This window comes from Microbulbifer sp. VAAF005 (assembly GCF_030012985.1).
Taxonomy (GTDB): Bacteria; Pseudomonadota; Gammaproteobacteria; order Pseudomonadales; family Cellvibrionaceae; genus Microbulbifer.
Genome location: NZ_CP120233.1, coordinates 4,102,331 through 4,117,891, shown reverse-complemented (window position 1 = coordinate 4,117,891; position 15,561 = coordinate 4,102,331). Strand labels below are relative to the sequence as shown.

General features: G+C 45.2%; 9 protein-coding genes and 1 pseudogene. 4 read left to right on the top strand and 6 right to left on the bottom strand.

Annotation, left to right across the window (positions count from 1 at the left end):
• Window positions 1-23: 23 nt before the first annotated feature.
• From cas7e to P0078_RS18455, 5 genes and pseudogenes are all read right to left on the bottom strand, one after another.
• On the bottom strand, window positions 24-1,100 hold the full coding sequence (gene cas7e / locus P0078_RS18475; RefSeq protein ID WP_282931378.1) for a type I-E CRISPR-associated protein Cas7/Cse4/CasC: 1,077 nt from the start codon (window positions 1,098-1,100) through the stop codon (window positions 24-26).
• Between the two features lie 183 nt (window positions 1,101-1,283).
• A pseudogene (gene casB / locus P0078_RS24655) lies at window positions 1,284-1,861 on the bottom strand (type I-E CRISPR-associated protein Cse2/CasB).
• Window positions 1,861-3,462, bottom strand: a complete 1,602-nt coding sequence (casA, locus tag P0078_RS18465) for a type I-E CRISPR-associated protein Cse1/CasA (protein WP_282931376.1) — start codon at window positions 3,460-3,462, stop codon at window positions 1,861-1,863. The pseudogene casB and the gene casA overlap by 1 nt, the downstream one beginning before the upstream one ends.
• A gap of 468 nt (window positions 3,463-3,930) precedes the next feature.
• Entirely contained in the window at window positions 3,931-4,170 is a 240-nt protein-coding gene (locus P0078_RS18460; protein WP_282931375.1) for a hypothetical protein, read from the bottom strand.
• 45 nt (window positions 4,171-4,215) lie between these two features.
• Window positions 4,216-6,381: a choice-of-anchor U domain-containing protein gene (locus tag P0078_RS18455; protein WP_282931374.1), complete on the bottom strand. Its 2,166-nt coding sequence runs from the start codon at window positions 6,379-6,381 to the stop codon at window positions 4,216-4,218.
• A gap of 1,719 nt (window positions 6,382-8,100) precedes the next feature.
• Between P0078_RS18455 and P0078_RS18450 the strand changes: the two genes are divergently transcribed.
• Window positions 8,101-8,772 carry a recombinase family protein gene (locus P0078_RS18450; RefSeq protein ID WP_282931373.1) on the top strand — a complete coding sequence of 224 codons (672 nt, stop codon included), beginning with the start codon at window positions 8,101-8,103 and terminating at the stop codon, window positions 8,770-8,772.
• 377 nt (window positions 8,773-9,149) lie between these two features.
• Here P0078_RS18450 and P0078_RS18445 read toward each other — a convergent pair whose 3' ends face one another.
• A complete protein-coding gene (locus P0078_RS18445) occupies window positions 9,150-9,389 on the bottom strand; it encodes a hypothetical protein (protein ID WP_282931372.1) in 240 nt (79 codons plus the stop codon).
• 851 nt (window positions 9,390-10,240) lie between these two features.
• Here P0078_RS18445 and P0078_RS18440 point away from each other — a divergent pair.
• From P0078_RS18440 to P0078_RS18430, 3 genes are all read left to right on the top strand, one after another.
• Window positions 10,241-12,070: a hypothetical protein gene (locus P0078_RS18440; protein ID WP_282931371.1), complete on the top strand. Its 1,830-nt coding sequence runs from the start codon at window positions 10,241-10,243 to the stop codon at window positions 12,068-12,070.
• 939 nt (window positions 12,071-13,009) lie between these two features.
• Window positions 13,010-14,215 carry a hypothetical protein gene (locus P0078_RS18435; RefSeq protein WP_282931370.1) on the top strand — a complete coding sequence of 402 codons (1,206 nt, stop codon included), beginning with the start codon at window positions 13,010-13,012 and terminating at the stop codon, window positions 14,213-14,215.
• A 135-nt stretch (window positions 14,216-14,350) separates the two neighbouring features.
• Window positions 14,351-15,196: a TIR domain-containing protein gene (locus tag P0078_RS18430; protein ID WP_282931369.1), complete on the top strand. Its 846-nt coding sequence runs from the start codon at window positions 14,351-14,353 to the stop codon at window positions 15,194-15,196.
• The last annotated feature ends 365 nt before the right edge of the window (window positions 15,197-15,561 follow it).

Below are 15,561 nucleotides of genomic sequence, written 5' to 3'. Positions count from 1 at the left end.
TACTAGGTATTCCATAGCGCCACCTATTCGCTGACAAAGGCCAAAAGTTCCTCGATATTACCTTCGCCAGTTACGGCATTGAGAACATAGCGGCTATCGGCACAATCCCCGTACACCTTATCGAAACTCTGCAATTGCTTTTGCAGTGCATCAATAGCGTCATGGGCGTAATCCTCGCTATAGCGATCAACCGGCTTCAGGTAGGCCGCAGAGAGAGAGCGCGGTTGCTGGTCACCGGCTTCGGCCACGACATAAGATGCATAGGCACGGCTGGCATAGCTGTTTTGTTTACCGCTGGGAGAAACTTTAAGGATTGTCTCAGTCAGCGCAGCTACGGCTCGATCGGCCAGGGGTTTATCCCCGCCCAGGTTTTCAATTAGCAGCTCTTTGTTAATGCAGATATAGGAATAAAATAATCCCGCAGCAAAACCCGCCTCACCCAAGTGAGCAGCACCGGCATCCTCGCTGCGATCATTCAAATCGTCTACCGCAGTAAAGTAATCATCTTCAATCACTACAGAGTGAGCCGAGAGTGCATGGGCCACCTGGCACGCAGCTTCAACGTTATAGGTGGGCTTGGAAGCGAGCATACGGCCAAACAAGGCGATATCCACCGCCATGTTTTCCTTACGCAATAAATCCAACTCTGTCTTCTCCGGCTCCCTCCCCTCTTCTGCCAAGGTTTTCAGTAGTGCACTGATCCCGTTTTGCTCAGCACTACTGAGGTGAACCAACTGCTCGATTTCCAAATCGGCCAGAGGGTTATCTTTTTCCGGCTTTTTTAACTTACCGAATTGCTCGGCAATTTTCTGTGCCCACAATTTGGCCTTTTTTTCAGAGACACCCAGATCCAATAAAGTCTCATAGGCCAGTACCCCTTGACGCTTGGTTCTGGTGCCAATTAGGCTATCCCCCTGCTCCGTAGCCAATACCTGCTGGAACAACTCTGACGTTCGCCAGTGACGCTTAAGGCTCTGGGAAGAGATTCGCAGGCGATCACAACCTCCCATCTTCGCTGTTTTTGGCCGCCCCAAGTCATCCCGGTTCAGGTTCGCAGGGGGATAGGCGGTCAATACATGCAATTGAATAAAGCGGCTCATAAATCTCTCCTTGTTGCGACCGTCAGGCCATCACATTACTTCGATTCATTTCTCAGGTATCTGATCAACAGTCACTGTCAATCGGTCTGGCTTTGCTCTGTGCTTAGTGTTGTTATGGGAATAGCATTTAAAAATTCTTTAGGCCCCTAAGACCCCTTTAATTTGTAATTCTCTAAATACTTCTCAGTCTGGTAATACGGCGTAGTAATCAGTTGCCCAACGCACAGCCAGGCGTTCCTGTGGATGCCGTGCTGGAATCGTGCGCATCTCTCTTTGCCAGTGCAGCAAATCATTGGCAAGAGAAGCTATATTGGCCCTGCCATCCAGCAGGGCCAGGGCCCGTACTATGCGGCGATAAAACTCGGCCGTATCGCGACTTTTTTGTAACTGAAAAAAGCGCAGCTCACTTAAAGGGGGCGCCCGCCCCTCTCCCGGGGCATAGCCAGGGATCGGGCAAAGCTGACATCCATAGCCTCGCTGCTATCAATATCAATTGTTTTGCTCGTGTTATCAGCTTTTACGTGTGCAATTACTGTGGCTACCAGAGCCGCATCTTCGATACGAATTTGCTCATCTTTCTGCCAGCGCTCTGGCATATCCTTTAAAAAACGGATAAAGGCGGGAGTAGGCATTACATCCATAGGCTCCACCGCACGGCGCAAACGCGCTCGATCGGCCCTGCCAGCTTTGTCATTGAGCCAGCGGTGCCACTCGCGCAGTCGGCTCACATCTGTATCGCTAAGATATTGATATCCGGCCATCACAATTCCTCCTGTTGTTGCTCAACTTTGGCTGTATTATCCAGAGCATTTAAACTTGCCAGACTAGCGAGCTTATTTCTTAAAAAACGTCGCGCCCGGGTCACTCGCTGCAATTTCAAGTCTTCCGCAGAGCCCTCCATTGACCAATGGTCAAACTGCGCCAAGGCCGTTTTTTTCAATATGTGTGCCCAGGCAATAGCCACCGGTGCAGGTGTAAATTGGGATTTCTTGGATTCGAGGGATAATTGCTTGAGCGAGTGATAAAACTGGCTTTCCGTCGCCTGCCAAAACGCCTGATCGACAAATGAAAAATCCCCTTTAGCCTCATTAGGGTTATTAAACCAGGCAGCCTTGACCCTAAAACGCAGCTCTTTCAAAGTATCTTTTGCAGCCGTTAAAAGCTGCCCTGCCAGCTGCATAAATAGCGACCGGTACTCGGGGGAAATAGGCAGTACTGGCATTTCCTGTTCATACCAGCAACGCGCTTTCATATTGTCCATGTCATAGCCAAATCCCCATAGACGCACATCGACATTCGAATCCAGTTCTTCGAGAATTTCCGCATATTCCTCATGGAACAAGCGCACCGCCCGGCTCGCTTCATCGCCATTTGAATGGTCATTCCACATAAGCCCCAACCAGTGTCGATAACCGAGACCACTCTGTTGACCTTTCAAACTCAAGGGTGGGGCTTTTTTCTTGGGGTCACATCGATACGGCGTTAGGGGATGAATCCAGGGACCCTCGTAATTAATGCCATAATTCTTAGTGGTATATTCCCGAATTAACTGATTCGTCTGCTCTCCACAAAGGTCGCAGTAATCCTTGCCTTCTCTCGGGATTTGGAAACGTATCCTGCGCGGCATACCCCAGTACATTTGCAGCGGATGGGTATCATTGGGAGACGTAGAGGAACCTTGTTTGTCAGAGAGGCGGGAGGGAGCGAGCCAGGGGAAGATACAACTATCAGAGCTTTCAGACCTCGCCCCAAACTCCTTTTGTGGCAAGATATTGAGCCACAATTTCTGCCAAAGGTTGGCATCTTCTGCCTCTGGAATTATCAATGTGGTCAAAGGGCCACCACCACGCAAACTGGTTCTATGCCCCACTCCTCCGGAGGGGGCGTTAATTTGCAAGGTAAACAAGGCACTAGCGGCACAGCTGGGACATACACCCAGCACCCTACCACCCTTAATAAATAGATCCTGATTATCTCTACAGGTTTTACTGCCCGGCGCCTCAATCAGTAGGGCAGCAATCGACTTTGATTCCCCCACACTCAATTCCAAGTCCTGCATAAATGCAGGCCCGGACTCTTGAAACAATTCAAAATTGGGAGCGTAGTTTTGCAGCCGTGATTTCAGTGTTTCCTCAGTAGGCGCCTTTTTCCAGTAGACTCCCCAATCATCGACACTTTCAGGTGCAAAAGCTGTTTGCAACAGGCCAATTAAAAACTGGAACAGCGCCCCGCGAAAATCCGGTCGTACCGTGCAAATATCTACGACAGGATTATCCACCTCGACAATTTGCCAAGGAGCAATTCTTTCCTGCTTACCGCATCGCCGGATAATTGGCAGCCAGGAATCTTCAACCAAATTCACCACGATCCTCCCTGATCCAGTCTCCGCCCTCTTACTCTGCTATAGCCATGCTTTTTTTAAGAGCTAGAGGGAACAGTTACACTCAGAGCAGTGCGAGCGCCTCTGCCTCATTTTTGAGTGCTCAATCTCTCAGCGTCACTGCCGGGACACTAATTCCATTACCTTATGCCACTCTGACTAGGGAAAAATGATCTGGCTCAAGTCTGGGCATCTTTTCCCTCTCACAGACAGAAAATTATATGCACGGCCGTTTACCCGCTACGAATCGACTACTGCCATATCAACCCTTATAAATGTAAGGATATTTGCATCAACTTCAGCCTTTATCTGGATACTTAAATCCTTTATGACAAAATCATTAACAAATGATTAGTCACTCTCTATTATCCCCCTTATAAGTTTCTTAAAAATTGCGCACAAAAAAGCCCCTAAAAAGGGGCATTATGTTCTTACTTATTAAAACATTATTTAGTCGGGGGGAAATTCCAAAACAAGATCTTTATTTTCAGTCTCATTTGTATCCACAGACACAGCATCACCATTACTGAGCCTCTCAACCTCAACTGACTCCAGGCTAACTGAAAAGGCTTTACTTGCCGATTTTTCATCCGGCTCTACCACATTATTCGATGAATCAGCACAAGCCCCAACAAAGGCAATCATAGCCAATAAAAGATATAAACATATATCAGATTTTAAAGATTTCATATATCCACCTACCATTAGCAGAAAATCCAAAAAATTCTCTGAAACTTAGAATTCATACGTCACCAGAAACCGGGTCTCGCCGACAGGCAACTGAAACTTATTGAATAAATCTAACGTCAGGGAGCCGTTATCAATTGAATAAAACCCATTGCCGATCAGTTCCGATTCAGCGGCAATCCCGTCACTGTCCCGATCCAAATACAAACGCACCTGCTGTAAGTCTGACACTTCATTCAGCTCGCCATCGGCCTTAATTGTGAATGACTTCAATATCGCATCGGCAGAATCGCTCTGCAGAGAGAAAGCTAATACCGGGGCTTCCTGCTCTAGCAGAAACTGTGAACGCTCAAGTAAATAGGAGTTTATGCTTACAATTGGCTCATTGACATTGAGAGTCGCAACAGCACCGGGATCAACGATAATACCATTCACCTCCCCGTCATCATCGTTAGGGCCACCATCTTGTAAACTGAGCTGGATGCAAAAATGGCCTTCATGGAGCCCTGGCTGGTACTCATCACTGCCAGGCTCAGGACAATCACCCAACTGCCCCAGTGCAGAAGATACATGGTTAAATTCATCCTCAATAAAATCCACCCATCCAACACTTTGGCGATATTTCAGATAACGAGCACCTTCGAGCAAGGCGGCATTTAAAGGGACAACGATGTTAGCGCTTTCCCCAAAATCTGTATCGTAAACAACAAAGTCAAAAATACCATGCAGGAATTTATAGCTATTCTGTCCTGCCAAATTATCCTCAAAGAGATTATCTATATCCTCCAACGTAACCTGGCCCACTTGTTGACCGGCAATATAGGCACTATCACCAAGTCTCAAGCTTGTCCCTTCAGAGCTTTGCATCACTGCACCAGTTCTATTTACCGGCAGCTGGGAACGAACCGCCACCCTATCTAGATAGTCCGGTATGCGATCACCATCTAAATCTAAGAATCCCTCAAGGCTGTCACTCAGCCCATCCTGATCAGCATCCTCATTATCAGACAATACAGGGGCACTGCCATCCACTCGTAATATCAGCTTCGCAGTATCTGACAAACCACCAGAATCTGTAACAGTAACAGTAACTTCGAAAGCTCCCGACAAACCTGCTGGATCAAAGGTAAATACGCTTTCACCAGAGTCGTTGAGCTGAACTAGCTTTGGGCTGTTCCAACTATAGGTAAATGGGTCCAGCTCATACTCATCTGTAACCCAGGCTTGAATCTCTGCCGGTCCCTGATCCTCATAAATTACAGCCCTGAACTGACCAGCTTGAGATAGCTTTGCCGTAACTATGGGGTAAAAGTTAAACGTAGCGCTAGGTATAACTGGAATACTTGAAATAGCAACTAAACTGTCACCATCAGCCCCCTCCTGGAAACTAATTGTTGATCCAGTAACACAAAAGCTATCGTTGTCCCCAGAAAAATCGTTAGCCCCGCACTCTTCATCAACTGAAGGGAATTCAGATAAATCAATAACAAATACTTCATTACCCTCTACTGGAGATTCAAAATTAATATAGGGTAATGCTATCTCGGTATCGGATAAATCTAAGGTCAGCACAATCGAGCTTAATTCACATATAGAACCTAATTCACTATTGGAAATAGTACTAGACTCAGCCATATCTCCCGAGCACCCTTCACTTGGGCTTGTAGAGTCTCCCCCAGCGGAAATAGTGCCAATAAAAGAAACGAGAGTATCAACTATAGTAAAATTGCGTATTTCCGCCGATTGAACGATTCCCAGCAGGCCTGTGTATCCATTCAGAACCATTAATACTCCTCCATTGAGGTTTATATAGAGGTTATTGATGGAATAGCCATTACCTTCAAAGGTCGCAGTAAACGGGTTTTCACTCGTACCGATTGGCTCCCAGCCCAAGCCCTCATTCCAGTACTCATCATTCGCATCAACATAACTATCGCCATTGGTATCAAAATTCAGGTCTTTGGTCAGCTCAAAGCCATAACAGCCACTTTCTGGGCAACCATAGTTACTACTGTATAAAGTTGATCCGTCTAGGTTGTTACGAATCTCATTAAGGTCTGTTAAATTACGAATTTCAATCAGACCATCATTATCAATATCAAGATCAGAAGGAGAGGCGTCAGCTGATACACCTTCCATGGACAGTAGCCCGACAAATATTATTAGCCCCCGAAGTGTCGAAAGCTTTTTGTATTTAGTGGTATAAGACTTCAATCGAAAACTCCTTTTTCTATATTTACCAAAAATCTCAGCCTATATTGAATTCACTTTCAGAACTGGTGCCGAGAATAGGGATCGCGAATGGGAAGCAAAATAGTTACTAACTTGATACCGAGCAACTGGAGTAATCCAGTATCCATCCCCCCAAATAAACCCGCAACCAAACCTCCCGGAAAAGCTATTACATAGAATTACAGGCCTACTAGTGAATGTTTCCTGTCTACAAAATCACATCAACCACCGATGAGCTCTGCAGATGGCTTATAAATTATTGGAGAGGCACCTGGTCATAAATGAGTGAGCCAGGAAGGGATATTCAAGGCTATACAGGGCAATTCCTGACAAAGTGAAAGGTTAATATTTTTATTTTCTAAATTGTAAAAAGCCCGGACCAGCCGGGCATTTTGGATGATTCGGAGCCTCTTCGTTTCTTGATCAGTGCGGGACGTATAGGAAAGCACAACAAAAAAGTAACACCACTTTGAATCCTGCCCCCTACTGAGGGGGCTCAACGATTGAGCGTGATACTGAAATTCAAGCGTGGCTTCACCTACTCCAAATCGACAACGTATCGGTTTACCTAATGCTCTGAAGGTAGCCCTACTTTAGTTGAAGTGATTTCCAAAACATCCCAAAGGGCGCCCAGAATCATGCCCCCCTAGAACCCTTGGTGGTCGGTAAAGTACAGAAACTCAAACCGCATAGACCGCCAAGACGACACTATTCAGCTATGCATATGCGCGCTTGCAAAAATTTTCATTCGTCTTCGTTATACATACCAGAGTAAAGCCACATTGAGAAACCTACGAATATTGCACCAACTACAAGATAGCCAATCACCCACAACCATGAATAGGCAAGAAGCCATCGCAAGACATAAATTAGGGTGAATATACTGGAGCTTATAAATAAGCAACGGCGTAAGGTATACATAATTATTCCCTGACTTAGTCAAACAGCTAGTGGTCCATATCATTTTTTGTTGAAATGACTGGCTCTCTACTTGGCCAAAGTTAAGATCTAAAGCTGATTCCAGCGCTCAAGTTTTATTGGCTACATTACTTTGCGTATTGAACTCTGAGCATAAGAGCCATATACAGAACAACCAGATATCCACAAGCCACTAATCCTTGTCGCTTGGCTTGGCCTACTTGATTTGAGCACCTGTCATAGCCATGGTGGTACTACCAGTTTCTAAATTGAACCAGGTAGCACCAAATGTAACACCGGATGACAACGAACAAGAACGGAGGGCTGTGTACCCTCCAGATAGCAAAAAGCCCGGATTTACCGGGCTTTTTGAATGATTCCGAACTTCTTCGGATCTTGATGTGGTGCCCAGGGCGGGACTATGAGCATACATAGTGAAACCCTAGTAAAACCAACAAGATACGCCGCTAGACGAGTCATTCAAGAAGGATTGATCAAAAATTGTGTAACAGATGTGTACCGTCGGCAAGTATTTTGGGGAAAAAATCTGAGTACACAATTGATCTAAAGGTTTCAGTTGCTTCCCCCCGTAGGGGGGTATGTCACCCCCACGTCAAAGGGACTTGAATCCGCACCAACGTCCCACTTTTAGTGCTTTTCTTAGCGATGAATAACCTGCCTTTTTTATTTGCAACACCCTCTACCAACGTAGGGTTTTGTTGCAGCAAGAGATTTGCTGTGCTTTGATAATGGAACTAGCAACATCAATACAGGACTACCGCCGTGATTAAGTATGTTGTTTACCTCCGAGTCTCCACTTCAAGACAAGGTGCTTCAGGGTTAGGGCTTGAAGCACAGCAGCGGGACATACAGATATACCTAGAGCAATACAGTGGACAGCCCTTTGAGGTGCTGAAAACATTCACTGAGATTGTTTCCGGTAAAGACACTGGAGCTGTAAAGGAAGAGAGGCAGGAAGCTATTGTCCTCGCAAAGAAAAAGAAGGCTGTGCTATTGGTAGCCAAGCTAGATAGGCTTAGTAGGGATGTAGCAGACATAGCCACAGTAATAAAACAGGTAGACGTTAAGGTTGCCTGTATGCCTCACGCTGATAAGTTCCAGCTTCATTTATATGCAGCTCTAGCAGAGCAAGAAAGGGAGTTTATCAGTCAGCGTACCAAACAAGCACTGGCCTCAGCTAAAGCACGCGGTGTGAAACTAGGGGGCAAAAGGCCAGGACACAGAGCCAATAATGTAGCGGTCAAAAAGCAGGCTAATAAACGTGCTGAGAACCTTAGAGGCATAGTACAGCCGCTTGTTACAGCTGGAATGACTACAAGGGAAATAGCCGCTGAACTTAATAAAGCTGGATTAACCACAGCAAGGGGTGGAGAGTTCCAGTCAATGACTGTATCACGCCTTGTAAAGCGATTGAATGACACTCAGGAGGCGTAAGAAATGATTAGCTATTTCATCCCTGGACTAGTTGCAGTCTTCATGCTCTGGCAACTGGTAGTTAACTGGAAGGAGGTGTGGCCATTATTGCCGATAGCAGGCGCTTCAATAAGTTTTCTTTGGTTGGCTGGGGTAGCAATGACATACCTCAATGGATAGCTTGTAAGCCGACTATCATACCCTAGCGAGTTACAACTGCGTTTTTGGCGTAGCAATAAACGTCCCTTTCACCCCCATTTGAAATGCTCTGAAGGCCGCATGGTAGCTAAGTTTGGGGTTTTGTTGCCTTTAGGCATAAATCTATAAGACGTTACACAACTCCAAGAACCCAGCCACCAAGATTCAGCTATTTTACTCGTCCGTAGGCTTATCCTGTTTTAATCTAGCTTTTCAAGCGCATCAAGAACGACCTGCAAGCTGTTACAGCTATTTGCGAAAAACTTATCACCGTAGTGGGCAAAGGCAAATGCAGAGCCCTTCAAGACTTTGTGGTGCTCGCTATCTTCTTCCACCTCAAACCAATCCTCAGAAGCGGTCAGAAAACGGGCCTCAATATCAGGTTCAAAATACATCCCATAGGTCTGAATAGAGGAAACATTAACGTCATAGAGAATCATAAGCGCCTCAATAGTTAGCTGTTGCTTTTTATACTGCTCTACGAAGACGTGGCCACTTGTCCTTGCGGTGAAGAAGATTAAAGGAGAGAAAAAAATTATCTATAACTATTGACAAAAAAATGTAAGTCTACTAAGGCATACATGGTTAATTTTGAATAAGTCTTTCCCCCATCTGTATCGTTAGCCAATAGAAAGTGGCAACGGCGCACACGAGATACGCCACTATCATACTGCTGGCGGCCACTTATCCACCCCATTAGGACCCATCTAAAGACGCTCTAACTTCCTGTTATTAATGGGTTTTTGTTTTGTTGTCTTTAGATATAAACCAATAAAACCCTTACAACCTGAACGCTGAAAACCAGGCATTACGACACACACAGGAGGCCTATCTATTAATTATTAAAAACAATTTTTTTGGATTAACAACGGAGACTACAGGAGAAATAAATGAGCAGAGTAACCCTAGATGGCATAGCAGATAGTCAGGGAAATAGAAGAAAGGTTGCTGACTACGCAACTATGACAACACCAGTATCCCCTAAGCAGAGCGGGGTAGATACAGTTGACCAGCTGATTTCAATGGGCGGTGTGGCCATGGATAGCTGGGCTAATAAATACAATAAGGAGCTAGACGCCCAGAGCTACCTAGCTTCTGAGATGGCTTACAAGGATGCTGAGCAGAGCTTTAGAAAAGCTGTTGAGCGCGATCCATCCCTGCTGGACTTAGAGCCAGATGAACTTTCAAAACAAGCAGCAGATTTCTTAGACACTTCCCGTATCCACAATCCTGACTATGCCACTCGCCTTAAAAGAACCTGGGGGTGCAATCACGTCAACAGGCTCTTCAGATGCGTGAGTCAAAACTGCATGAAGATAAGAAGGGGATTTTTAAGGACTATGTACTCCGCTCAATCCCTGAGTTGCAGCAGACCTTCAACGAATCTCCTGATGATGCGGACTTTGCTCTTGGTTCCCTCAGGCAGCTGGCGATAAGTGATGGCCTTAGTGAGCAGGAATTTCTGGAGATTGTGGCTGATGTACAAGCAATGCCAGAGATCACTGATAGCGACTTCCAAGCAACCGTGTTAGCTGACTTGGTATTGGATCGGAAGGATTCACAAGGTCGCTTGATAGGTGGTGATGCGCTTCAGCAAAGAATGAAAGCAGCTCGCCAAAGAACCCTGGACCTTAATACCAAACAGAAGCAAGAAGCTAAGTTGGCCTTTATACATGACTGGGAAACTCAAGTAATACCAGCAGTGCTTTCAGGTCAGATGGCAGAGCCGGGGTATGACTACTTCGGAGGCGTCATTGAGAAGGGAGTTATCACGGGCTCTGAAGCGGATTCCCTGCTGGACATGATAAATAGTGAGCGCCTGAAAGCTGGAGGAGATACGGCTAAACACTACCTGCTAAACGCATTCCTTGAAGGAACGCTTAACAAGGAGCTTCCCATTGCAGCTCAACGATGGGAGAAGAGTGAAGGAACACTGAAGGCAGGCACTCTTAGGCTCGCTTACAACCACTTCCTACGGCAGGGTGATGTGGGCATGAGGACTTTCTTTAATGCCTTAAAGAAAAATGGCGAGCGTTACAGCCCGTTGGATCAAGTCTTCTCAGGTGGGTTTGCAGCCTTTGATGAAAAGATAGGTGATCCTCAAGAGCTGGCTCCAATTACTAAGCAGATGCTTCAGGTTTTACCAATGGCCATGGAAACCGGTTATGTGGGGATGCTGCCTGATGACACTAAACGCAAGGTGATAGCTTTTAATGAACATCAGCTACTTGATGAAACACCCCTCCAAGCTCTTCAAAGAATCAGCAGTACGGACCTCACGCAGAAGCAACCAAGTGTTACCTGGGATAGGGAAACTATAGCCAACCGTGATGAATTCCTGAATAAGAAGTTTGGTGAGGGTTGGTTCAACTGGACCAGGGATCTGGATACGGACTTCAACACTAAGCCTGTGATTGGTTTGATTGAGCGTGAAGCCTCCTACCTGATGCAGATGGGGGTGTCTCAAGACCGCGCTTTAGAGATAGCTTACAACAAAGTTGAAGATGAGTTCACTCAAGTCGGTGGAGTGGCAATTCGGAAAGATGAGGTAATTCGCTTCCAACAGGAAACAGGCAAGACGCCTGAGCAAGCCTTCCAATTCCTTCGCGAGAGCTATGTAAAACAGATGCGTGGCGACGGGGTAGACGTAGAGCCAGAAGACATTGCTCTCTTTTATAACCCTATAAATAACGATCTCCTCGCGATAAACCGAAAGACCGCCATGATTGTTCGCCCCCCTATTGCGAATAACGCTCCGATAGCAAACCTCTACGACTTCGGAAGGCCAGAAGTATCTGCCTTAATGGATGAGTATGAGTACACCCAAGCACTTGCAGAACATGATGCAGGGGATACCGGAAGGCGAGCTGCCAAGGCATTTAATGAGAGCTTTGTTAAGCCCGCGCAAGCGGTTGTTGGCGCTATTGGCGGGGTTGTGAAACCTGTAGCTGATACGGTGAAAAGCGGTATTAAGCGGTTAGGGCTTGAGCATAGTATTGCAGCCAAGAAAGCTGATATCAGTCGGAATATCCGCCTGAATGTTGACGAGGCCGTGATAGTTAGACAGCGAGAGGAAGTTAGAGAACTTGAGCAACAGCTAGCAAATCTACAAGAAGGCTGATCGTGTAGCTAAAACCCATACAAAATCAGACTATCCCTCGCAACACACCCTAACCCCTACCCGAACCCGTTAAAGGTCCCCAGTGCGCTCGTAGGGGCTCTTAAACAGGCTTTACGGCGAAAAACAGCAACAACACCCCACAACAACACTTTCCTCCGTATATCGCAATGACATGAGAGGCTTTGTATTTCCAAATTAAAGGTAAAGTTTAATGACACGACAACAAGCGATAGATGCCCAGTGCAAAGAATGCATCTTTGACCAACTAGCGCCGGGCACATGGCGTCAACAAGTGGAAGCCTGTACTTCCTTTAAATGTGCTTTATATCCATTCAGGCCCAAGAGCCGTAGAAAGAAGCTCTCAAAACTGATTGTTACAGACAAAGAGGATAAGCCGTAGAAGAAGACATATTCAATATACACTTATTTAGTTTGTTGTAAGAAGAATATACATAAGGGTTCTTGCTAGAAATCCCCCTTAGTATCCCCCCTCCTCCATAATGAGGACGTTTAAGAATCATCCAAATTCTAGACGGCTCCATATGTGCTGATTGCGTAGTTAAAACCCATACAAAATCAGGCTATCACCCCCACCCCATGCTAACCCCTTAGCCAACCCCGATAGCATCAATTGCGTAGCGGTTTTCCATGCATTTTCAAGCCTGCTGATGATTCCTCATCCCCATTCAAGATTACTCGCTACGGCTCCCTTCAGGACTGTAACGGGCGTTACCAGTTTCATAAAGGATTAACATGACAACTATAACCACCTACACCAACTACATTCCGCCTGTATTGTTTCACCATCAATGGTCAAAGACACTTAGCAAAGATATCTACACCCGCTACTGGACTACAGACTATAGATGTATAGGCCCGAGTGTTGACAGTCTTGTAACCGCTCTAACAGAAGGCATGACAAGACGGGAGCTACACAGTATGAAAAAACACTTACCTGTAGCCATTTACAACCTGCTCGTTGCTAGCCGTTCTCAAAATACAGCAGTGATAACTCCTCTTGGTAATAACCCATTTACAATTCCAGCTCACTTCAAAGCGTCCCCTGGAGGCTTGGGAAAGGCATTTTGTCTACTCACTAGGGAAGGTTTTGCAACCCAGGAAAAAGGCTTTAAAGGTTCAGGGTTCTTAACAGGCTTACCGACTATCACATTCCCCAACACTGAGCGCCTCTTATCACACCTCAACCTTGATAGAACACATATTGAAAGTGATCCAAAGTCTGACTGCTTGATACTGAAAGATGTAAAAAAGCGTCCTATAAAAATAAAGAGCAAGAAGAAAGCAGCACCATATCGCAAAGCTACTGAGGAGTTACAGAAGCGTATGAGGACGCATAAATGGACATACCAAGACTCAGAAGGCATTACTCATATAATTCCCAATGAAGCTCTTAAGGTAAAGCGCGTCTTCAACAATGGATCTTTCAACCAGGGGGGACGTTTCTACTTTCCAGCACAAAACATAGAAAAGGGGTGTAGGAAAACAATTCTAATAGATGGCTACCCCACTGAAGAACTAGACTTTGTAGCTATGCACCTTCATATGGCTTACCACTTGGAGGGAAAGCAATATCAGGGGGAAGACCCGTACTGTATTCCAGACTATGAAGACCACAGAGAGCTTATAAAGACTATTGCCCAATGCTGTCTTAACTGTGAGAATCTTGGACAAGTGAAAAGAGCTGTAAGGGAATATCATCCAAAGGCTAAACATGTATCAGAAGCTGTAGAGGCTTTCTTAGCTCAACATAAAACTATTAACTTGTTAAATCACGACGGCCTAGCACTACAACACCTTGATAGTAAGGTCGTAACCCAAATCCTCTCCCTAACTGATGTACCTTTTCTCCCAATCCATGACTCTTTCATTATACCCTCTCATCAGCAAGGGGAATTCCTAGAAGCAATGGTTCTTGCTTATGTATTGGTAATGAAATCATCCTCACCGTACACAACTAAAGACAGTAGCGCTGTCATCAGACGAGAACGAGATAGGAAAGTTCTATATCCAGCCGCTCAGGGAATCAAGGTCATTAATAACGTGATGAGTGCTGGCAGTACCGTTGTATCCACCGTGGACGCCTCAGGAGCCACTGTCAGCCGGACGGCTGGATATGTCCAGTAAGCCGCTTAAGATAAGTTGAAGGTGCCTGTAGAGCCTATGAGGGGCTTTGCAGGCATTTTTTTCTGTGTTGGTGTACAGCAGGATGGTATAGTACGGAGTATCTATAGGTGTAACAGATACCTAGGAAAGGCGCAGATGGATAAGCAAAAAATAATTACTAGACTACAGACTTTTCATGATCGTTTATTTGAAGACGTCTTAGATGGAATTGAATCCTCGGGACAGGAATATGGACAGGAAAGGTTTAACACGTGGTGTAGGGAATTCACAAAGTTCTTAAAGGAGTACCTGCCTGGGGAAATAAAGTATTTCAATGCAAGGATAAACGCAAGGAGGCCGGTAACCGGAGGTTTTGGTTACACTGAAACAGATTATTTAGAGATATTTTGGAGCCAATATGGGGAGAAGATAGTTGCCTATATTAAATCCTTAATAAAGAATGTAGAAGATGATGCATACCATCAGCCTGAGTTGGAAGTAGCTACAGAGAATACTGCTTTTCCTACAAAAAATTCTAGTAAAGACAGAGCACAGAATAAGATCTTTATTGTCCATGGGCACGATGGGGATGCAAAACATAGAACAGCTAGGTTTATAGAAAATCTTGGCTTTAAGTCCATAATCCTCCAAGAGGAGGTAAGCCAGGGGCAAACAATTATTGAGAAGCTTGAGCGTATGTCAGATGAGGCTGGTTTCGCTATTGTACTATATACACCAGATGATATGGGTAATACCAAGCTTAAAGCTGGAGAAGGGGATTTAAGGTATCGTGCCAGACAAAATGTTGTTTTTGAGCATGGCTTATTAATAGGCAAGCTTGGTCGTAATAAGGTTGCCACCCTAGTAGATGGGGAGCTGGAATTGCCGACTGATATTAGCGGTGTGGTTTACATCCAAAAAGATGATTGGAAGATAACAATTGCCAATGAAATGGAAGCGGCTGGATACGAGATTGATTTTAATAAATTGAAATCGAGTTAGTGAAGGGGTTTGCCTTGTAGAGTAAACGACTTACGGTCTACTGTAGAAAACGCTTAAATTTACTGAAGGTTGTTGTATAAAACATATTGATTAGATGGCTATGAGTAAAGAAACACGGAAGTTACTAATAATTGGGATTGTGACCGCAATAATTGGGGGAGGTGTTGTCGCAATTGTTTTTACAGATCAGGGGAGAGCTGTCTACGATGTGTTCTGGCAGTCAGTCTTTTCGGGGATCGTCGTCTGCTGGAATTTTTTAGTAAACAGTCTATTAAATTCTTATTCTGTAGCTGGTTGGGTATTGTTTTCATTAATAATAGCTACTACTTGCTTTGTAATGGGAATACTCATGGAAGTAAGGAGTA

Coding starts and splice junctions, on each gene's coding strand:
- cas7e (WP_282931378.1), bottom strand. CDS start 1,100: ATGAGCCGCTTTATTCAATTGCATGTATTGACCGCCTATCCCCCTGCG.
- P0078_RS18460 (WP_282931375.1), bottom strand. CDS start 4,170: ATGAAATCTTTAAAATCTGATATATGTTTATATCTTTTATTGGCTATG.
- P0078_RS18445 (WP_282931372.1), bottom strand. CDS start 9,389: ATGATTCTCTATGACGTTAATGTTTCCTCTATTCAGACCTATGGGATG.
- P0078_RS18440 (WP_282931371.1), top strand. CDS start 10,241: ATGCGTGAGTCAAAACTGCATGAAGATAAGAAGGGGATTTTTAAGGAC.
- P0078_RS18435 (WP_282931370.1), top strand. CDS start 13,010: ATGAAAAAACACTTACCTGTAGCCATTTACAACCTGCTCGTTGCTAGC.
- P0078_RS18430 (WP_282931369.1), top strand. CDS start 14,351: ATGGATAAGCAAAAAATAATTACTAGACTACAGACTTTTCATGATCGT.